At 68.1% G+C, this 20810-nt stretch carries 13 protein-coding genes; 9 read left to right on the forward strand and 4 right to left on the reverse strand.

What is annotated here, in order from left to right; translation table 11 throughout:
* Positions 1 to 44: 44 nt before the first annotated feature.
* On the reverse strand, positions 45 to 2414 hold the full coding sequence (locus tag SPHME3_RS20000) for a hypothetical protein (protein ID WP_020486576.1): 2370 nt from the start codon (positions 2412 to 2414) through the stop codon (positions 45 to 47).
* Between the two features lie 141 nt (positions 2415 to 2555).
* On the opposite strand from SPHME3_RS20000, the gene SPHME3_RS0107505 reads away from it, so the two are divergent.
* Entirely contained in the window at positions 2556 to 3548 is a 993-nt protein-coding gene (locus SPHME3_RS0107505) for an alpha/beta hydrolase (protein WP_017979785.1), read from the forward strand.
* A 42-nt stretch (positions 3549 to 3590) separates the two neighbouring features.
* Positions 3591 to 4916 (forward strand): MFS transporter, encoded by a 1326-nt coding sequence (locus SPHME3_RS0107510; protein ID WP_017979784.1) that lies wholly within the window; start codon positions 3591 to 3593, stop codon positions 4914 to 4916.
* A 158-nt stretch (positions 4917 to 5074) separates the two neighbouring features.
* Here SPHME3_RS0107510 and SPHME3_RS0107515 read toward each other — a convergent pair whose 3' ends face one another.
* Positions 5075 to 7351 (reverse strand): glycoside hydrolase family 3 N-terminal domain-containing protein, encoded by a 2277-nt coding sequence (locus SPHME3_RS0107515; RefSeq protein ID WP_017979783.1) that lies wholly within the window; start codon positions 7349 to 7351, stop codon positions 5075 to 5077.
* Positions 7352 to 7531: 180 nt separating this feature from the next.
* Here SPHME3_RS0107515 and SPHME3_RS0107520 point away from each other — a divergent pair, with 180 nt between their 5' ends.
* The 6 genes from SPHME3_RS0107520 (at position 7532) to SPHME3_RS0107545 (ending at position 17343) form a co-directional block, all read left to right on the forward strand.
* Entirely contained in the window at positions 7532 to 8533 is a 1002-nt protein-coding gene (locus SPHME3_RS0107520; RefSeq protein ID WP_017979782.1) for a LacI family DNA-binding transcriptional regulator, read from the forward strand.
* Positions 8530 to 9951: a glucoamylase family protein gene (locus tag SPHME3_RS0107525; RefSeq protein ID WP_017979781.1), complete on the forward strand. Its 1422-nt coding sequence runs from the start codon at positions 8530 to 8532 to the stop codon at positions 9949 to 9951. The genes SPHME3_RS0107520 and SPHME3_RS0107525 overlap by 4 nt, the downstream gene beginning before the upstream one ends.
* Positions 9952 to 10007: 56 nt before the next feature.
* The gene (locus SPHME3_RS0107530; protein WP_017979780.1) at positions 10008 to 11555 is read left to right on the forward strand and encodes a tryptophan halogenase family protein; all 1548 of its coding nucleotides are present in this window, start codon (positions 10008 to 10010) and stop codon (positions 11553 to 11555) included.
* A gap of 212 nt (positions 11556 to 11767) precedes the next feature.
* The gene (locus SPHME3_RS0107535) at positions 11768 to 14815 is read left to right on the forward strand and encodes an outer membrane beta-barrel protein (RefSeq protein ID WP_017979779.1); all 3048 of its coding nucleotides are present in this window, start codon (positions 11768 to 11770) and stop codon (positions 14813 to 14815) included.
* A gap of 60 nt (positions 14816 to 14875) precedes the next feature.
* Entirely contained in the window at positions 14876 to 15556 is a 681-nt protein-coding gene (locus tag SPHME3_RS0107540) for a DUF6445 family protein (protein WP_017979778.1), read from the forward strand.
* A complete protein-coding gene (locus SPHME3_RS0107545) occupies positions 15553 to 17343 on the forward strand; it encodes a discoidin domain-containing protein (RefSeq protein WP_017979777.1) in 1791 nt (596 codons plus the stop codon). The genes SPHME3_RS0107540 and SPHME3_RS0107545 overlap by 4 nt, the downstream gene beginning before the upstream one ends.
* On the opposite strand, the gene SPHME3_RS0107550 is transcribed toward SPHME3_RS0107545, so the two are convergent.
* Both SPHME3_RS0107550 and SPHME3_RS0107555 read right to left on the reverse strand, forming a co-directional pair.
* The gene (locus tag SPHME3_RS0107550; RefSeq protein WP_017979776.1) at positions 17321 to 17602 is read right to left on the reverse strand and encodes a hypothetical protein; all 282 of its coding nucleotides are present in this window, start codon (positions 17600 to 17602) and stop codon (positions 17321 to 17323) included. The two genes, SPHME3_RS0107545 and SPHME3_RS0107550, sit on opposite strands and share 23 nt — an antisense overlap.
* A gap of 34 nt (positions 17603 to 17636) precedes the next feature.
* Positions 17637 to 18047, reverse strand: coding sequence for a hypothetical protein (locus SPHME3_RS0107555; RefSeq protein WP_017979775.1), 411 nt, complete (start codon positions 18045 to 18047; stop codon positions 17637 to 17639).
* 197 nt (positions 18048 to 18244) lie between these two features.
* On the opposite strand from SPHME3_RS0107555, the gene SPHME3_RS0107560 reads away from it, so the two are divergent.
* On the forward strand, positions 18245 to 20809 hold the full coding sequence (locus SPHME3_RS0107560; protein ID WP_231292047.1) for an ATP-binding protein: 2565 nt from the start codon (positions 18245 to 18247) through the stop codon (positions 20807 to 20809).
* Position 20810: the final 1 nt, after the last annotated feature.

The following is a 20810-nucleotide window of genomic DNA, read 5'->3' on the forward strand; positions in this document are numbered from 1 at the left end:
TGGGAGCACGCCGCCTGTCCCGCGCGTGGCGCCGTCCTGTCCGGCTATGGCGCCAGACGCACCGTCACCACCGGCTGCGGCGTGTCGCGCAACGTCAGCCTCAGCGTCCCGTCCGCCGGGGCCGGCACGGGAATCGAGGCGCCGGTAAATCCGTCCGGCACCGGCACGCTCTGTCCGCCGCTGGCAATGCTGCGGATCAGGAACAGCGCGTCGCCGGTCAGCGTGCAGGACCCGCTCTTCGGGCAGTGCCAGGCGGTCAGCGTCGGCAGGCGCACCAGCGTCGCCAGCGGCTGCCACGGACCCGCGACGCCGCCTTGCAGCAGCCGGAAGCGCAGCGCCCCGTGCGCCGATGCGCCCAGTGCCGTGGCGGGGACGAGAGACGCGATCCCCACCTCCGCATCCTGGAGCTGCAGCGGCACCGTCACCGATCGCGAGGCGTCGCTTGCCGTCACCTCTACCGCATCGCCGGGTGACAGGCGCGCATCGCCCCCGACCCGCAGCGAGAAGGTCAGCCGCGCATCCTGCGGCACCAGATCGTCCCCCGTCAGCGCGATCGGCAAGGCAGGGGCGGGGCCGACCCGTTCCACGGATTTCGCAACCAGCGTCGCCTGCGGGCGGGGTGCGCCGATCGTCACCTTCAGCGCGATCTGGCGGCCGTCGCGCAGCGTCACCTTCGCCTCGCGTGCCTGTTTGGGCTGGAAGGCGCCGACATCGGCCATGTCCGTTACCATCGGCAGCCGGTCGCCCGTGCCGGAGCGCTCGAGCGCGCCAGGGCGGAAGAGCACGCCCGCCATGTCCAGGCTGGCGACCTGATCCAGCCGCGTGCCGGTCAGCACACCCTGCCGGTCACCCGCGTGCAGGTCGAACCCGGCGATCCGGCTCGATTCGGCGAAGGTGCGCAAGGCCAGCCGTTGCGGCTGGTCCGATCCATAGCCGTACAGCGCCAGCGTCACCGGCCCCGGCGTCGCATCGGCGAGCGGCACCTTCAGCGACAGGCTGTCCGCATCCGCTGCCGTCCAAGCGACCGGGCGGGCGGCACCGTCCGCCTGTTCCAGCACCACGCGCGTGACGCAGGGCGCGGCGCCGCCGACCAGCCGTAGCGGCGTTTCGCGCCCGACGATCAGCGTGGCGTCGTCCGCCACGCGCCACGTGCGGCCCGCGGTCGCCACCAATCGGAACGTCGGCCCCTCGAACGGCTGATAGCCCCACAGGCCGTGGACCGTCGCGTCCGCGCTGGGTTCGAAGGCGCCGTCGGTCTTGCCGAGGACGAAGCCGCCGCCGACCGGATCGATCGTCAGCGGCACCTCGCGCGTCTGTCCGTTCGCGCTCTTGACGCGCAGCGACAGGTCGCGGGCATAGCGGGTCGCGAACACCAAAGGCGCCCCCGCGACCGGCAGCAGCAATCCGGGCCGGCTGGCGCACAGCGCGCCCTCCACCCGCGCCGACAGCGGCGGCAGGATCGGCGCGGCGACGCCGGGCAGCGCGGCGACCAGCACCGATTGCGGCTTGCGGAACGAGGGTACGGTGTTGAGCAGCAACGCGGTGCTCGCGTCATGCTGTACGCCGAGCGCCGGAATGAACTGGAGCTGCGCCGACTGGAACGCGCCGAACAGGCGCACGACGTCGCGGATCACGCCGATATAGGGGCTGTAATAGCCATAGCCCGCCTGGGGCGTTGAACTGAGCTGCAAGGCGATGTCGGCAGGCGTCCCGGCCAGGGTCTGCGCGATCGAGCTGGTCTGCGCATCGGCGAGCACGGCGGCGTTGCTCGATTGGGTCAGGCAGGCGGCGCGCGCATCGGGCTGGCGCAGCAGACAGTCGGTATCGAGCTTTACCGCAAGGCTGCGCGCGAGCTGCGGCGAGACGTCGGCCAGCTCTGCCGGATCGCGATGGGTGACGTTGGCGATGAACGTCTCCAGTCGCGCCCGGTCGAGCATCGCCTGATTCAGCTCCTGCGATGCGCGCACGAACGCACCGGGTCGCCCCCGGATCGCCGACGACACGGCATCCAGCGCGCCGCCGGTATCGGGGACCAGCAGCACGATCGCCTGCTCCGCGCCCGTGGGGACGGTCGCGTCGATCGTCGCCTTCTTCGCCTTCCACGGTTCGGCGTCGAACAGCCAGTCCTTGGGCGGCGGATTGGTCGCGCCGCGCAGGAAGGCGAGCACCAGCCGATAGCGCGCGCCTTGCGCCCGCGGCAGGTCGACCGCGACGCGGACGCGGTCGCCGACCGCCAGATTGGGCACCTGCGACAAAGGGAGTGTGACGCCGCCGTGCGTGACGCTGACCGTCAGCGACGGGCCTGCCAGATCGAACCCCGTCGATTGCGCCCCGGCGTTGCCGACACCCATTGCGGCGAGCGCACAGGCGGCGAACAGGACGCGGGTCCGGCGAGCGAGGGCGGTAGCGGTCACGGCCTCGCCTCTTACTCCCGCGGCGCATCAAGGCAATCGCCACTGGTCGCATTCCGGCATCGTGGCCCGGGCAGCGACGGCCTATGCACCGGGACTCCGCTATGGCATCCGTCCGGACCAGAGTGACGAGGGAGGGGCCGCATGGACGACGCCACGGGACGGATCGATCGGCGCGCGCTGCTGCTGGGCGCAGGCGCGGCTGCGATGGTGGCCGGCGCGGCATCCGCGGCGCGCGAGCCGCTGCACACGCCGCCCGGCGGCGGCGAACTGCCGCCGGCCTGGGAAGCGGCGGAGCGGATACCCTTGTGGGACGGAGCGCCGCCGGGCGGTCCGTTCGTGGCGCGCAAGGACCTCGACCGGCGCGGCCCCACGTTCGTTACCGGCGTGACGATGCCCGACCTGCACGTCTTCCAGCCCGCCAAGACGAACGGCCGGGCGCTGCTGGTCATGCCGGGCGGCGCCTACAGCTTCGTATCGATCCGCAACGAGGGTGTCGGCGTGGCGAACGTGTTCGCCAGATTGGGCTATACCGTGTTCGTGCTGACCTATCGCCTGCCCGGCGAGGGCTGGACGCCGCGCGCCGACGTGCCGTTGCAGGATGCGCAGCGGGCGATGCGACTGATCCGGGCGCGGGCGGCGCGATATGGCGTCGATCCCGCCAAGGTCGCAGTGCTGGGCTTTTCCGCGGGCGGGCACCTCGCCGCCTCGCTGCTGACGGGGTTTGACGAGCGCGTCTACGCCCCGCGCGACGCCGCGGACCGGGGCAGCGCGCGACCGGATGCCGGCGGGCTGCTTTATCCGGTCATCGCCGCCGCGCCGCCGCTTACCCATCCGCTGTCCGCACAATTGCTGCTGGGGCCGAACCCGGATGCGGCACTGGTGGCGCGGCGTTCGCCCGCCCAGCATGTCACCGCGACGACCCCACCGACCTTCCTCGCGCATTCGATGGATGACGGCGCGGTGCCGTGGCAGAATAGCGAGCTGTTCCTCACCGCGCTGAAGGCCGCGAAGGTGAAGGCGGAGGCGTATTTCTTCGAAGAGGGCGGCCACGGCTACGGCATCGGCCCCGACAATGCGCCTGCCGGCCTGTGGCCGCAGCTGTTCGCGCGCTGGCTCGACCGGACGCTGGGGTAACGCCCTCTCGACATCGCCGGCCGCGCAGTCGATGGGGCGGGGATGGAGCAGGAACAGCGTGAGCCGGGCCGTGTCGGCCGATGGCGCCTTGCGGGCTTTGCGGCCGGCGACTTCGCCTTCAACCTCTATTGGCAGAGCGCCATGCTCTACCTGCTGTTCTATTACACCGACGCGCTCGGCATCGGGGTGGAGACGGCGGCAGCGATCTATTTCGCCGCATCGGTGTGGGACGGTATCGTCAGTTTCGCGGTCGGCGCGCTGGTCGATCGGCACGCCGCACCCGGCCGCTATCGTCTGGCGCTGGTCGGGGGCGCGGTGCCGCTGGGGCTCGCCTTCGTCGCCGCCTATGCGCCGCCGCCGGTGACGGGCGTGGCGGCGACGGTGTTCGTCGTCGTCGGCCATCTGCTGTTCCGCACCGCCTACGCCTGCGTCAACATCCCCTATCTCGCCATGTCGGCGCGCGTGAGCGGCGACGATCGCGACCGCTCGTTCGTCGCGGGTTTGCGGATGCTGGCCGGCACGCTCGCCGCGGTGGTCGTGGCGATCGGCACGGTGCCGCTGGGCGGCGCGTTGATGCAGGTGGGGGAGGGGCCGCGCGCCTTCCTGGGCGCGGCGTGGCTGTTCGCCGGGATCGCCAGCCTCGTGCTGGTCGGCGTCGGCTGGACGTTTCGCGATGCGATCGCGGCGCAGGACGGGCCGGCAGGGCCGGTGCCCTCGATCGCCACCTCGCTGCTGCTGGCGGCGCGCAACCGGGCGTTCGTGACGCTGGCGGGGGCGATGATGGCGATGATCGTCGCGACCACTGTGCTCAACAAATCGGTGCTCTATTATTTCAAATATGCGGTCGGCGACGAGGGCGCTGGGCAGCTGGCGCTGGCGTCGATGATGGCGGTGAGCGCGGTGGCGGTGCCGGCGTGGATGGCGGTGGCGCGCGGCATCGGCGTGCGGCGGCTGTGGTTCGTTGCGGTCGGCCTGTGTGCCGCCGGCCTGATCGTCTTCGCACTGGCCGATGTCACCCGAGCGGGCACGGCGCAGCTGTTCCTGATCGCGATGCAGGCGGCGACGGTCGGCCTGCACTTCGCCTTTTGGGCGATGCTGCCCGATGCGGTCGAGCACGGCCAGCGCACCACTGGCGTGCGGGTCGAGGGTACGCTGTTCGGCCTCGCCGCGCTGTTGCAGCGGGTTGCGATCGGCCTGGCGACGGTGGTGATCGGCCAGGCGTTCGGACAGGCGGGCTATGTCGCCAATGTGGCGCAGACGCCCGAAATGCTGGCGACGATGCGGACGACGATTGCGCTGATCCCGCTGGCCTGCTTCGCGCTGTCCGCGCTGGTGATGGCGTTCAACCCGATCCGCCCCCGTCGGTAGCCATAAAGCCGGACGGCATGACGGAGAACCGTTCGCCCTGAGCCTGTCGAAGCACAGGCACCCGCAAGGACGGACCTTGCAAGGGGCGCCCCGCCCTTCGACAGGCTCAGGGCGAACGGTGCGGTGGGATCAACGCCCTGTCATCACGCTATGGGCATTCAGCGGACCAGATCGAAGGTCCCGTGGACGCCGTCGGCCTGGGCGGACGGCGCGATCCATATGTCGAACGTACCCGGCTCCACGGTCGGCGCCAGATCCTTGCCCAGGAATTCCAGCTGGGCGCGGGTGAGCGTGAACGTCACCGTCTCGCTCTGGCCGGGCTTTAGCGCAACCTTGCGGAACGCCTTCATCTCGCGCACCGGCCGCGTGATGCTGGCGACACGGTCGTGGATATACAGCTGTACCAGTTCCTCGCACGCGCGCTTGCCGGTGTTGGTCACCGTGGCGGACACAGTGATCTTGCCATCCCATGGCAGCGTCGCGGGCACGACGGGCGCGTCGTAGCTGACTGCGCCATAGGTCAGGCCGTGGCCGAACGGATAGAGCGCGGCATTGGGCGCGGTGCGCCATTGCGCCTTGTACGGCTGGCGCGGGCCGGCGGGCGCGGGGCGGCCGGTTGCCTTGTGCGCGTAATAATAAGGCTCCTGCCCGCTTTCATACGGGAAGCTCAGCGGTAGGCGGCCCGACGGCCCGACTTTGCCGAACAGCACGTCGGCGATGGCGTTGCCGGTTTCGGAACCGAGGAACCAGGTGACGAGGATCGCGGATGCGTCCTTCACCGCACCTTCCAGCGCGAGGCCGCGGCCGTTCTTGAGCAGGACGACGATCGGCTTCCCCGTTTTCGCCACCGCTTCGGCGAGCGCCATCTGCGGCGCGGGCACGGTGATCGAGGTGCGCGACTGCGCCTCGCCCGACATATTCTCGCTCTCGCCGATCGCGAGCACGACGACATCCGCGGCCTGCGCCGCCGCGACCGCCGCGTCGATGCCACCGGCCAGCGGCTCCTCGACGTTCGACCCCTGCGTCACCGTGACATTGGCAGCACCCGCATTGCGCAGGCCGGTGGCGAGGTCGATCGCCTGCTTGTTGTCGCCATAGACGACCCATGGGCCGTTGAGGTCGTGCTGGCCGCTTGCGAAGGGGCCGATCAGCGCGATCTTGCGGGCGGGGTCGAGCGGCAGCAGGTCGCCGTCGTTCTTCAGCAGCACCATCGATTTCTGCGCCGCCTCGCGCGACAACGCGATCGCCGCCTTGGTCCGCGACCGCGCCACCTCGCGCTTGCGGTCGATGCGGCGGAAGGGGTCGTCGAACAGGCCGAGCATCTGCTTAACCGCGAGCACGCGCCGCACCGACCGGTCGAGCACCTCCTGCGGCACCACGCCTTCACGCACGAGACTAGGGAGGTATTGTGCGTAATAGTTCGACTGCATGCTCATATCGACGCCCGCCAGGAAGGCGATGCGCGTGGCGTCCTTGCCGTCCTTGGCGAAGCCCGCGGCGATCATCTCTTCGTCGCCGGTGTAATCGGACACGATGATGCCCGGGAACTTCCACTCGTCGCGCAGCACCTGCTTCATCAGCCAGGGGTTGCCGGTGGACGGGATACCGTCGATCTCGTTGAACGAGGCCATGCCGCTCATCGCGCCGGCATCGAACCCGGCCTTGTATGGCGGCAGATAGACTTCGCGCAGCGTCCGTTCGGACAGGTCGACGATATTATAGTCGAGGCCGCTTTCCGCCGCACCATAAGCAGCGAAATGCTTGACGCAGGCCATGACGGCATCGTTCGCGTCGAGGCTCTTGCCCTGGAAGCCCTTCACGCGCGCCGCGGCGAACAGGTTGCCGAGCAACACGTCCTCGCCCGCGCCCTCCATCGTGCGGCCCCAGCGCTGGTCGCGCGCGATGTCGACCATCGGGAAGAAGGTCCAGTCGATGCCGGCCGCCGCGGCCTCGAACGCTGCCATGCGCGCGGTGCGCATTGCCAGATCGGGGTCGAAGCTGGCGGCTTCGGCGACCGGCACGGGGAAGATGGTGCGGTGGCCGTGGATGACGTCGGCGGCGAAGATCAGCGGGACCTTGAGGCGCGAATCGCGCATCACCGCGGCCTGCATCCGCCGCGCCATTTCCGCGCCATTGCCGTTGAACACGCCGGTCAGCTTGCCCGCGACCGCGTCGGCGACCTGGCCGTCGAAGCTGGGCCCGTTCGACGGCGGGTTGAGGCCGGTGGCGACGCCACCGCTCCACGCCGCGGCGTTGAGCTGCAGCTGACCCGCCTTTTCCTCCAGCGTCATCGCCGCCAGGATCGCCTCGACCCGCGGCGGCAATGCGACGCCGTCCGCCTGCGCCAGCAGCGCGCGCGCCGGGCTGGCCGCCCATGCGGCGACCGCGCCCGCGCCGAGCAGCGCCGCGCGGCGCGAAATGGTGTGATCCGTCATGTTCCAGCCTCTCCCCTGATCTGCTATCGTCCAGCGTCCGCGCTTGCACGGATGCTTCCGGCTTTTCGCGTTGACCGTTGCCTGTAACCGGTTACACAGGCCGGGCGTGCGGTACAAGACGTGTCGGTTCACGCACGGATGATCGTTCGCGGCCAGCGGACGGCAGGGGGAGGATAAGGGTTGAAGTCGGCATCGGCCACGATCCGCGACGTCGCGCAAGTCGCTGAAGTATCGGTCGCATCTGTCTCGCGTGCTTTGAACGGCCATAGCAGTGTCCATCCCGATACGCGCGCGCGCGTACTCGCGGCGGCCAAGGCGCTGGGCTATGTGCCGCACGCCGGCGCGCGCAGCCTGTCGCTGGCGCGCAGCCATGCGATCGGCGTGGTGCTGCCCGACCTGCACGGCGAGTTCTTTTCCGAAATCGTGCGCGGCATGGACCGTGAGGTCGGCGCGCGCGGCTATCATCTGCTGCTGTCCAATATGCACGCCGATGCCGAACTGGCGGCGCAGGCGATGCGATCGATGCGCGGGCGCGTCGACGGGCTGATCGTCATGGCGCCGCAGCTGGATGCGGAGGGCTTGCGCGAGGCGCTGCCGGGCGGCGTGCCGGCTGTGCTGGTCAATTCGCTCGACGGGGCAGGGCGCGCCGGCTTCCGCATCGCCAATGCCGAAGGGATCGCGACGGTCGTCGCGCACCTCGCCGCGACCGGGCGGCGGCGGCTGGTCCATGTCGGCGGGCCTGCGGGCAATATCGACGCGCGCGAACGCTGCGAGGGATTCCTCACCGCGATGGCGCGCCACGCGCCCGACATCGAACCGGTGGTGATCGAAGGCGACTTCCGCGAGGATTCGGGCGCGGCGGCGGTCGCCATGCTGCGCGCGCGCGGCGTCGCCTTCGATGGCATCGTCGCGGCCAACGACATGATGGCGCTGGGCGTGCTCGCGGCCTTGCGCGAACAGGGCCTGTCGGTGCCGGGCGACGTCGCGGTCACCGGCTTCGACGACATTCCCCTCGCGCGGTATCTCGGCCTCACCACCATGCGCGTGCCGCTCGCGGAAATGGGCGCGCGGGCCGTCGCCCGGCTGATCGACGCGCTGCAGGGCGGCACGCTGACCCCCGACACGCAGGTCGTCGCCACCGATCTCGTCATCCGCACCACCACGGAAGCCCTAACGTCATGACCCTGTCTCTCGATCGCCGCGCGCTGTTGCGCCATGCGCCGCTTGCCGCCGCCGCGAGCGCGCTGCCCCGCCACGCGCTGGCCGCCCCTGCCGCAACCACGCTGCCGGCATGGTTCGGCGACCTCGAACAGCGCACCTTCCGCTATTTCTGGGACCTCGCCAATCGCAAGAACGGGCTGGTGCCCGATCGCTGGCCGACGCCGTCCTTCGCCAGTATCGCCGCGGTCGGCTTCGCGCTGACGGCCTATCCGATCGGCGTGGAGCGTGGCTGGATCACGCGCAAGGAAGCCCGCGACCTGACACTGACGACGCTGCGCTTCTTCGCGACTGCGCCGCAGGGCGATGCGCCGACCGGCATGACCGGGAACAAGGGCTTCTTCTACCACTTCCTCGATATGGAAACCGGGCAGCGCTATCGCGACACCGAACTGTCCAGCGTCGACACGACGTTGTTGTTCCTCGGCATCCTGTTCGCCGGTGCCTGGTACGATCAGGCCGATCCGGTGGAGGCGGAGATCCGCCGGCTTGCCGAATTGATCACCGATCGGGCCGACTGGCCGTGGTTCACCAATGCGCGCGGCACCGTGTCGATGGGCTGGCATCCCGGCAAGGGCTTCATCGAGCGCGCGTGGGACGGGTATAACGAGGGGATGATGGTCTATGTCGTCGGCCTCGGCAGCCGCGGCCGGTCGCTTGCCGACGGGGCGTGGGACGCCTGGGCGCAGAGCTATCCCGCCTTCTGGCGCGGGCAGGGGGACACGCGGCACCTCGCCTTCGCGCCGCTGTTCGGCCATCAATACAGCCAGATGTGGATCGACTTCCGCGGCATTCGCGATGAGACGATGCGGGCCGCCGGCTTCGATTATTTCGAGAACAGCCGCCGCGCGACCTATGCCAATCGGGCCTATTGCATCGCCAATCCGATGCACTGGGACGGTTATTCGCGCGACATCTGGGGCCTGACCGCCTGCGACGGCCCCGGCAACTTTCAGCTGCCGTTCAAGGGGCGGACCGCGGAGTTCTTCGGCTATGCCGCCCGAGGCCCGCTCGGCCAGCCCGACGAGCGCGACGACGGTACGATCGCGCCGACCGCGGCGCTGGGCAGCCTCGCCTTCGCGCCCGAGATTTGCATACCGGCGGCCAATGCGATGCAGCGCTGGCCGCACCTGTATGGCAAATACGGCTTCCTCGACAGCTTCAACCCCTCGTTCCGCTATACCGACGTTAAGCTGGAGACGGGGTCGGTCGACCCGAAGAGCGGCTGGGTGGCGCGCGATTACCTGGGCATCGACCAGGGTGCGATCGCCGGCGCCATCGCGAACACCCGCGACGAGGGCGTGTGGCGCGTCATGCGCCGCTCGCCCGCGATCCGCCGCGGCTTGCAGCGGGCGGGGTTCTCCGGGGGATGGCTGGGGTGAGATAAGCCCGCCTGTCATCCCCGCCTGCGCGGGGATGACGGCTATTGGGACGTAATATGTTGAGCGAGCCTTCGATGACCGACGCCCATCCCAACCCCCCGCTCAAGACGATCACGATCGTCGGCGGCGGCACCGCTGGCTGGATGGCTGCGGCACTGCTGTCGCGCCTGACGCTGGGCGCCTACACGATCCGGCTGATCGAATCGGAAGAGATCGGCACGATCGGCGTCGGCGAGGCGACCATCCCCGCGATCCGTACCTTCAACGGCCTCGCCGGCATCGACGAGTTCGAGATGGTCCGCGCGACGCAGGCGACGTTCAAGCTCGGCATCGAATTCCGCAACTGGGGCGCGCCCGGCGACAGCTATATCCATGGCTTCGGCAAGATCGGGCAGGACCTGTACTGGCTGCACTGCCACCAATTCTGGCTGAAGGAGCGTGCGGCAGGGCGGGCGAAGCACCTCGACCATTATGCGCTCAACACGCTGGCGGCGCGGATGAATCGCTTCGCGATGCCCGACCCCAGCAATCCGCAGTCGCCGATCGCCGACATCGATTACGCCTATCATTTCGATGCCTCGCTGTTCGCGCGCTTCCTGCGCGGCCGGGCAGAGGCGGCGGGCGTCGAGCGGATCGAGGGACGGATCGTCGCCGCCAACCGGCGTGGCAGTGACGGCTTCCTCGACCATGTCGTGCTCGCCGATGGCAGCAGGGTGGATGGCGACCTGTTCGTCGACTGCTCCGGCATGCGCGGCCTGCTGATCGGCGACGCGATGGGCGTGGGCTATGAGGACTGGAGCGAGTGGCTGTTGTGCGACCGTGCCCTTGCGGTGCCGAGCGCGCGCGGGACGGGGCCGCTGACGCCGTACACGCGTGCGACCGCGCACGGGGCGGGCTGGCAGTGGCGCATCCCGTTGCAGCATCGCACCGGGAACGGCCATGTCTATGCCAGCCGCTTCGTGTCGGACGAGGCGGCGGCGGCGACGCTGCTCGAACATCTCGACACCCCCGCGCTCGGCGATCCGCGCCCCGTCCGCTTCCGCCCCGGCAAGCGCCACCGCGCGTGGGAGAAGAACGTCGTCGCGCTGGGTCTGGCCGGCGGCTTTCTCGAGCCGCTCGAATCGACCAGCATCCACCTGATCCAGACCGGCATCCTGCGGCTGATCGCGCTGTTCCCCGGGCGCGGCTTCAACGCCGCCGATACGGACGAATACAACCGCCAGACCGATTTCGAATATCGCGACGTGCGCGACTTCATCATCGCGCATTACAAGGTGACGGCGCGCGAGGACACGGAGTTCTGGCGTTACCTGAAGCATATGCCCGTGCCCGACAGCCTGACCGAGCGGTTGGAGCTGTTCCGATCCTCGGGCCGGTTCTTCATGCATGCCAAGGCCGAACTGTTCCGCGAGGAGAGCTGGGTGCAGGTGCTGCTGGGGCAGGGGTTGCAGGCGCATCACGACCCGATGGTCGACATGATTCCCGCCGAACACACCACCGCTTTCCTGAAGGATGTCGAGGACGTGGTCGCCGATGTCGCCGCCGGCCTGCCGACGCACGAAGCCTTCATCGCGCGCCACTGCCAGGCGCCCAAAGTCGGCTGAGCGGCTCCGCCCGCCACCGACTGTGACACGCAAGCAACAATCCGGCGGATAATGAACCGATCCTGACCGGCGCGTCAGACAGGCGGTTGTAACCGGTTACGCGGGCGAGTAACCGGTTCCATACGCCCTCCGCGATCCGTGGAGCCGTCGCGCGTCGGCGGTTTCCACGGGAGCAAAAACGGGGCGATGGGACCGACGTGGAGGGGTTTGAAATGGCATCCAGGATTCATCGTGCGCGCTTCGGGCGCGGCATTTCGGCAGCGGCCCTCGCCGCGACGCTGGTCATCAGCGCGCCGGCGATGGCGCAGATCAACTCGACGCTGCGCGGCCGCGTGACCGGCGCGCAGGCAGGCGCGACCGTCACTGCGACCGACGTGAATACCGGCCAGCGCATCAGCGGCCGTGTCAACGCCGACGGCAGCTACACGATCGCGGGCTTGCGCCCGGGCACCTATCGCGTCGAGGCGACCGGTCTGCCCGCCGAGCAGCTGGTCATTCCGGTCGGTCAGGTCGTAACCTTCGACATCGGTGCGGCGGCGCCTGTGGCCGATACCGCCGGCACGGACGCAGGCACGGGCACCGACATCGTCGTCACGGGTCGCCGTGGGCAGGAAGTCCGCTCGGCGATCGTGTCAACCAACGTGTCGACGCAGCAGATCGACAGCCTGCCGCAGAACGATCGCAACTTCCTGAACTTCGCCGCGCTCGCGCCGGGCGTCGCGATCTCGAACTCGCCGGGCAGCCGCCAGGTGCAGGCCGGTGCGGTCAGCGCCGACAACATCAACGTCTTCATCGACGGCCTCAGCCAAAAGAATCCCGTCAACCACGGCGGTATCGCCGGCCAGAACTTCAGCCGCGGCAATCCCTTCCCGCAGCTGGCCGTGCAGGAATTCCGCGTCGATACGCAGAACTTCAAGGCGGAATACGAACAGGCCGGCTCCGCGATCATCAGCGCGGTGACGAAAACCGGCGGCACCAGCTTCCACGGCGACATCTTCGGCGAATGGCAGCCCAAGGCGTTCATCGGCATTCCGTATTTCGATCGGCCCGGCAAGACGAACAACCGCGAGGGCCGCCCGAAGGCGGATTACGATCGCAAGCAATATGGCGGCGATCTGGGCGGTCCGATCATCAAGGACGTGCTGCACTTCTACGGCGCGTTCGAGGCGACGGACCAGAAGCTGCCGTCGACGGCGGTTAACCTGCAGACCACGCGTACCCTCGACAACGGCACCGTTGTACCCAACGTGCCACAGTCGATCGCGAGCCAGTTCAACGGGACTTATCCGCAGAGCTTCAAGCAGCGCCTGTATTTCGGTAAGCTGACCCTGTTCGCGGGCGACAAGGACACGATCAACGCCAGCGCGTTCCTGCGTCGCGAAAGCAATCTGTCGGACTTTGGCGGAACGTCGGTGCCTGAGCACGGCCGCCTACTTACCAGCAACAACGACACCTATCAGCTGGAATGGACCCACCGCGGCGATGGGTTCCTGAACGAGTTTACCGGCGCGTATCAGAAGGTTTTCAACGGCACTCCGCGCATTGGCTCGGGGCCGGAAATCATTCTGTCGCAGGGGCCGGCATCCGGGCCGGTTGGTGTCGGCGCGTCGACCGATACGCAGGCGGCGCTTGGCGGAGCGTCGTTCCAGCAGTCCGACGATCAGAAGAGCTGGACGATCAAGAACAACGTCACTTTCTTCGGTGAAAAGCACATCGTGAAGGGCGGCGTTCGCGTAGCCTTCAACAAATACGGCCGGACTGAGGATTCGCGCAGCAACGGCACTTTCTTCTTTGCCGCGCCGTCCTACAGCACCTTCGATGCATCGACTCCGTTTGCGGGTTCGGTGACGACGGTGCCGGTGCGCGCCGCGACCGCGAACAACACGCAGGTGGGCCTGTTCCTGCAGGACGATTGGTCGCCCGACGAGCATTGGACGATCAATGCCGGTATCCGCTGGGACTATGAAAGCAACGCCAAGAACGAGAACTTCGTGACCCCCGCGCGTATCGCGACTGCGCTGCGTAACTATCAGGGCTGGAAGGCCGCGGGGATCAACCCCGAGGACTATATCTCGACCGGCAACAACCGTAAGCCCTACTGGAAGGCGTTCCAGCCGCGCCTCGGCGTATCGTACGACGTGTACGGCGATCGCGACACGATCCTGTTTGCCGGTGCCGGCCGCTATTACGACCGTCCGCTGTTCATCACGGCGGGCATCGAGACGGTAAAGGCGATCTACCAGTCGGCGCCGACGGTGTATTTCTGCGATGGCGCCGGCCAGCCGACCTGTGCGCAGGCGCGCGCATCCAACGGCGGCGTGCTGCCGAACAACTATCTCGCCTACAATGCGTCGCTGAAGACGGTCGATGGCCTGCGCTCGGCGGTGACCGCTTCGGGTCTGGGTGGTGACGTCTGGCTGCTCAACAACGATACCAAGCTGCCCTATTCGGATCAGTTCAACTTCGGCGTGCGCAAGCGCTTCGGCGGGATCCAAACGGCGGTGACGTTCAGCCACGTCCGCAGCCACAACATCTTCAAATTCGTGCGCGGCAACCGCTTGCCCAACGGCCTGTACACCACGCAGGGCGACCAATGGATCGAAGACGGCTTCCCAGAGTCGGGCCAGTTGCCGGGCTATTCGGGCAAGCTGAACATCGGCTCGAACGACGGCAAGGCCTATTACACCGCGATCTACTTCACTGCGGAAAAGCCGTTCGTGACCGGGTCGAGGTGGGGCTTCACCTCGACGCTGACGCTGCAGCGCGCACGTTCGAACGTGCCGCAGGAACTGCAGGGTGACGAGCTGTACAACGCACCGCGCTTCGGTGCCTATGGCATGAACTATGTCGCGGGCGTCGAAAAGTGGCGCTTCGTCGGCACCGGCATCGCACGTGGTCCGTGGGATACGAAGGTGTCGCTGACCGGCACGTTCAGCTCGGGTCCGTCGTTCGGCCAGGTCATCTTCCCGGCCAACAAGCCGGAGAACGCTTGCTGCTACGGCAACTTCGGCGGTGTGTTCTGGCCGGGTGAAGTCGTCGGCTACGGCAGTGTCGATGCCCGCATCTCGAAGACGTTCAACCTGCCTTGGGGCCGCGGGCTGGAGGTCAGTTTCGCTGCCTTCAACCTGTTCGACTCGATCAACCGCAACTATTCGGCTTGGGGCGCCGGATCGGGCACCAACCCGATCAAGAAGAATGACGGCGACGGCACCACGGGTGTTCCGCGGTCGTTCCAGGTCGGTGCGAAGTTCAGCTTCTGATCTGGTGGGGGCGGGGGTCGTGACGATCCCCGCGTCTGCACGCATGGCCGCGGCGGTCGCATGACGCCGCGGCTGATCCGGGTCGGGGCCAGCGACAGTCCCGTCGTCGTGGTCGACGATGTCGTCGGCGATGTCGGCCGGATCGTCGATCTGGCTGCGGCGCTGGCGCCGTTTCCGGCGGTGGCGGGCAGCTACTATCCCGGCGTGCGGCGAGTGCTGACGCCGGCGGACGGCGCGGCGCATGATTATGCGACCGCGCTGCTCCAGACGCTGGCGCCCTTCATCGGCGGGGCGTTCGATGTCGAGGGCTTCGACTGGATCGAGGGCAGCTTCTCGATGGTCACGGCGCCGCCCGCCACGCTGTCACCGGCGCAGCGCGCGCCGCATTTCGATGCGGTCGATCCGGGCTATCTCGCCGTGCTCCACTATCTGTCCGATACGCCGGGCAGCGGCACCGCCTTCTATCGCCAGCGCAGCACCGGGATCGAGCGGGTCGATGCCGGCAACCGCGACGCCTTCATCGCCGCCGCCCGCCGCGATAGCGCTCTGTTGTCGGGCTATACCAATGCCAGCAACGCCGCGTTCGACCAGATCGGCGCGGTCGCGGCGAAGCGGGACCGCGTCGTTCTCTATCAGGGTTGCCTGCTCCATTCGGGCATCATCCCCGCCGACATGCCGCTGTCCACCGATCCGCGCGTCGGGCGGCTGACCACCAACCTCTTCGTACAGGCGCACCGATGACCCTGCTGCTCTCGATCCTGGCGGCCGCGACGCCGCAGACCTACGCCAATCCGGTCGACATCGACTATCGCTACAATTTCGAGCAGGTGAACGAGGGGGTGTCGTACCGCACCGGTGCCGACCCGGTGATCGTGCCGTTCAAGGGCGCCTATTATTTGTTCCTGACGCTCGCCGACGGATATTGGCGATCGACCGACCTCCTCACGTGGCACTTCATCACGCCGAGCCGCTGGCCGGCCGAGGGGATCGTCGCGCCTGCCGTCACGTCCGACGGCACGCGCCTGCTCATCATGCCGTCGATGACGACGCAGGGCACGATCTACAGCACCGAAGACCCGGCGAGCGGCAAAATCGACTATTACGTCCGCCGCATGCCGCCGCTGCCCAGCGCGGTAAAATCGGGGCTGGAGGATACGATCAAGCCGGGGCAGGTGCCGCCGGGCCCCTGGGACCCGGACCTGTTTCAGGACGACGACAAGCGCTGGTATCTCTATTGGAACTCGTCGAACGTCTTTCCGATCTATGGCGCGCCGGTCCACTTCGCGGACGGCAAGATGACCTATGGCACGCCCCGCATATCGTTCATCCTGCTCGATCCCGATCATCATGGCTGGGAACGCTTCGGCCAGGATCACAGCGGCACGTTGCCGAACGGTACGCCGATCAAGCCCTTCATGGAGGGGGCTTGGATGACGAAGGTCGGCGGACGCTATTATCTGCAATATGGCGCGCCCGGCACCGAATATAATGCCTATGCCACGGGCACCTATGTCGGCACGTCGCCGATGGGGCCGTTCACCTACGCCGCCTACAATCCCGTCGGCTACAAGCCCGGCGGGTTCGTGCAGGGGGCAGGGCACGGCAATACGTTCCAGGATCTCAACGGCAATTGGTGGAATACCGGTACGCCGTGGATCGGCTACAATTGGACGTTCGAGCGGCGGATCGGGATGTGGCCGACGGTGTTCGACGCGGACGGGCAGATGCGCGTGTCGACGCGCTTCGGCGACTTTCCGCAGCGCATGCCGACGCGCCGCTTCAGCGATCCGGATTCGCTGTTCACCGGCTGGATGCTGTTGTCCTATCGCAAGCCCGCGACGGCGAGCGCCAGCGTTCCCGGCTTCGCGCCGGACCAGGCGACCGACGAAAACCCGCGCACCTTCTGGCTGTCGCCGAGCAAGGCGCCGGGCGCGACGCTGACCGTCGATCTGGGCGGGCCGAAGACGGTGCGTGCGGTGCAGGTCAACTTTGCCGATTACAAAGCGGGCCGCTTCGGCGATGCGCCGGATATCTACACCGAGTTTCGTCTGGAACAGTCGCTCGACGGCCGGACATGGCGACCGCTCGCCACGACGGAGGGGCCGCGTCGCGATCGGCCCAACGCTTATATCGAGCTGCCGCAGCCAGCACGCACCCGCTATGTTCGCTACGTCCACGGCCATATCGGGGGGGCGCACCTCGCGATCAGCGACCTGCGCGTGTTCGGCAATGCCGATGGCCCGCCGCCGGGCGCGCCAGAGCTGCTCGCGGCGACGCGGGCGGCGGACACGCGTGATGCGACGATCCGCTGGCGGCGCGTGCCGGGCGCTGTCGGCTATAATGTGCGTTGGGGCATCCGCCCCGATCGTCTGGCGCTGACCTACCAAGTATTCGCCGACCGGGTCGCGCGTGGCGACGCGGCAACGCTGCCGCTGCGCGCGCTGACCACGGGCCAGCGCTATTATGTCGCGGTGGAGGCGTTCGACGAGCGCGGCGTGTCACGGCTCAGTCGCGTGGTGGCGATGTAGCCGCGTCCGCGAGCCGCTCGGTCAATTCCATCCAGTTGCGCGCGGCATCGCGATCGGCAGCGTCGGGAAAGACGATATCGAGAGCAGGTGCCGCGCCCAGCATGTGCAGCAGCGTCCACAGGGCGAACCGTCGTGCGCGATCGGTTTCGAGGCCGAGATCGACCTGCATCCGCTCGATCCCGGCGTCATAGGCCGCGGGCGGCACCGCATCGAGGTCGGCGGTGCCAAAATAGCGGCGCATCTGGTCATCGAGGTCCATCCCGCCCCCTAACGCGGGACGACCCCCGATGCCATCAGCGCAGCGTGTCCTTGGCGGGCATCGTATAGGGGACGAAATCGCCCAGCGAGACGAAGCCGCGCGGGAATTGCGAGGCACGATCGACCAGGCGGACCGTGTCGATGCTGCACAATTGCGATCCGATGGTGTTGGTCACCAGAATGTCGTCGTCGCGCAGCGAGGGCGCACCCGATCGCGGTTCGTTGAGATAGAGGCGCCCGCCGACCCGGTACAGGATCGCCTTGCCGTCGATGATGCGGGTCGAGGTGACGCTGGCGAGGTTGATGCAGCTCGTCGGCTTGCCGGCGACGCGTCCGGCAAGCGCGGTCTGCAATTGCTCGTCCGGCGTGGGTTGCGGCTTGGCGGCGGAGGCCGCGGCGGTGGTCAGCGTGAGGGCGACGCCGACGAGGAGCAGGGGCTTTTTCATACTTCGAACCCTATCACGAACAGGCTGAACCGAGCCTGACCGGCGACGAGTCGTGCGGGGATCGGGTAGTGAGCGGTCCGGCGTCGATGGGCGTTCACAGGGCGCCCGCTTTGCAGTGGGTCGATATTGGTCTAGTGTAAAAAGAAGGTGGTGACGCAATGACCCGATGTTCGGGGTGGTGCGTTACCCGATGTAGAATGAGCTACTACTCCATGGCGGACGTCGATCAGGTCCCTAACCGCGCGACCGGACAGGATTTCCTGACCGGCGGAGGGGCATGCGGCACGCTGATTGGAGAGCGTGACTGGTCGGCGACGCCGCTGGGACCGATTGGCGACTGGCCGCAAAGCCTGCGCACCGCGACGGCATTGCTGCTCCGCTCGCCGGTGCCGATCGTGATGCTGTGGGGCGAAGACGGCGTCATGCTCTACAACGATGCCTATTCGGTCTTTGCCGGCGGCCGGCATCCGCAGCTGCTGGGATCGAAGGTTCGCGAGGGCTGGCCGGAGGTCGCCGACTTCAACGACAATGTGATGCGCGTCTGCCTGTCGGGCGGAACGCTGCATTACCATGACCAGAAACTGACGCTCTATCGTCACGGTTCGCCCGAGCGCGTGTGGATGGACCTCGATTATTCGCCGGTCCTCGACGAAAGCGGCACGCCGGGTGGCGTCATCTGCGTCCTGGCGGAAACGACCGAACGCGTCGCGGCCCAGCGGCGTACCGCCTTTCTGCTGTCCCTGTCCGATGCGCTGCGCGGGCTGGGCACGCGGGAAGCGATCAATGCGCTCGCCTCCGAACGGCTGGCCGAATGGCTGGACGCCGATCGTACCTTCTACGCCGAAATCGCCGATAGCGGCTGGATGACGGTGCCGTGTGATCATTGTCGGGGCGTGCCCTCGATCGCCGGCCTGCATTCGCTCGAATCCTTCGGGCCGGACCTGCTCAAGGCCTATCGCTCAGGGCAGCCGATCGTCGCCTGCGACATTCCCGGTGACGAGCGGCTGAGCCTGGATGCGCGCGCCGGACTGGCGGAGCGCCGGGTCGCCGCCTTCATCGACGTCGTGGTGTTCGACGAGACCGAATATGTCGGCGTGCTGGCCGCGCAGTCGGCGACGCCGCGGGTCTGGACGGCGGCGGAGATCGCGCTGGTCCAGGACGTCGCCGAACGCGTCAAGACCGCGATCGAGCGGGCCCGCGCCGAAGAGGGGCTGCGCCAGCTCAACGAAACGCTGGAGGAACAGGTCGCCGCGCGCGTCGCCGAGCGTGACCGATTGTGGACGCTGTCGCAGGACATGCTGGCGCGCGCCGATTATGTGGGGATGATGTCCGCCGTCAGCCCGGCCTGGACGCAGGTGCTGGGCTGGAGCGAAGCGGAGCTGCTCAGCCGTAGCTACATCAGCATCATGAACCCCGAGGATGTGGCGCACACGACGGCCGCGATCGCCGACATGGCGCAAACGCGTCGCCCGGCCCGGTTCGAAAACCGGATCGCGACGCGCGACGGGGGTTGGAAGCATATCGAGTGGACCGTCTCGCCCGAAGCGGACGGCGTGAATTTCGTCGCGATCGGCCGCGATCTCAGCGATGCCAAGGCGCGCGAGGCGGATCTGGAAACCGCGCGCGAAGCGCTGCGGCAAAGCCAGAAGATGGAGGCGATGGGCAGCCTGACCGGCGGCGTCGCCCACGATTTCAACAATCTGCTCACCCCGATCATCGGTTCGCTCGACCTGCTGGTGCGCAAGGGCGTCGGCACCGAACGCGAACAACGGCTGATCGAGGGCGCGCTGCAATCGGCGGAACGCGCGAAGACGCTCGTGCAGCGCCTGCTCGCTTTCGCGCGGCGCCAGCCGTTGCAGGTGACCGCGATCGATGTCGAGCGCGTGGTCGAGAATATGGCGGGTCTGATGGCGGCAACGCTGGGCCCGATGATCGACGTGCGGGTCGACCTGTCCGATCTGCCGCCCGCCCGCGCCGATCTCAACCAGCTGGAAATGGCGCTGCTCAACCTGGCGGTCAACGCGCGCGACGCCATGCCCGACGGCGGCGAACTCAGGATCAGCGCACGGCGCGAAAGCGTGGCGGCGCTCGACGACCGTGCGCTGCCGCGCGGCCATTACGTGCGGCTGAGCGTCAGCGATACCGGCGTCGGCATGGATGCCGATACGCTGCGCCGCGCGATCGAGCCGTTCTTTTCCACCAAGGGCGTCGGCAAGGGCACCGGGCTGGGATTGTCGATGGTGCATGGCCTGGCCGCTCAGCTTGGTGGCGGCCTGACGATCGAAAGCGCGCCGGGCGCGGGCACGACGATCAGCCTGTGGCTGCCGATCAGCGCGACCGCGGCGCTCGACGACGAGCCGCCGATCGAAGTGACGCACGTCGTCAAGCGCCTCGGCATCGCGCTGCTGATCGACGACGAGGACTTGGTGCGGATGAGCACCGCCGACATGCTCGCCGATCTCGGCTACGACGTGGTCGAGGCGTCATCGGCGGAAGAGGGCCTGCGGCTGATCCACAACGGGCTGGAGCCGGCGGTGCTGGTTTCGGACCATCTGATGCCCGGCATGAGCGGCGCCCAGCTGGCACGCGAGATTCGCCGGTTGCGGCCCGGCCTGCCCGTGCTGATCGTGTCGGGCTATGCCGAGGAAGAGGGGATCGACCCCGACATCCCGCGTCTGACCAAGCCGTTCCGCAATGCCGAGCTGGCCGCCAGCCTGGCGTCGGCGCCGGCGTCCGTCGTGCTGCCGGCCACCGCCGCCTGAG

The organism is Sphingomonas melonis DAPP-PG 224, from assembly GCF_000379045.1.
Lineage (GTDB): Bacteria > Pseudomonadota > Alphaproteobacteria > Sphingomonadales > Sphingomonadaceae > Sphingomonas > Sphingomonas aquatilis.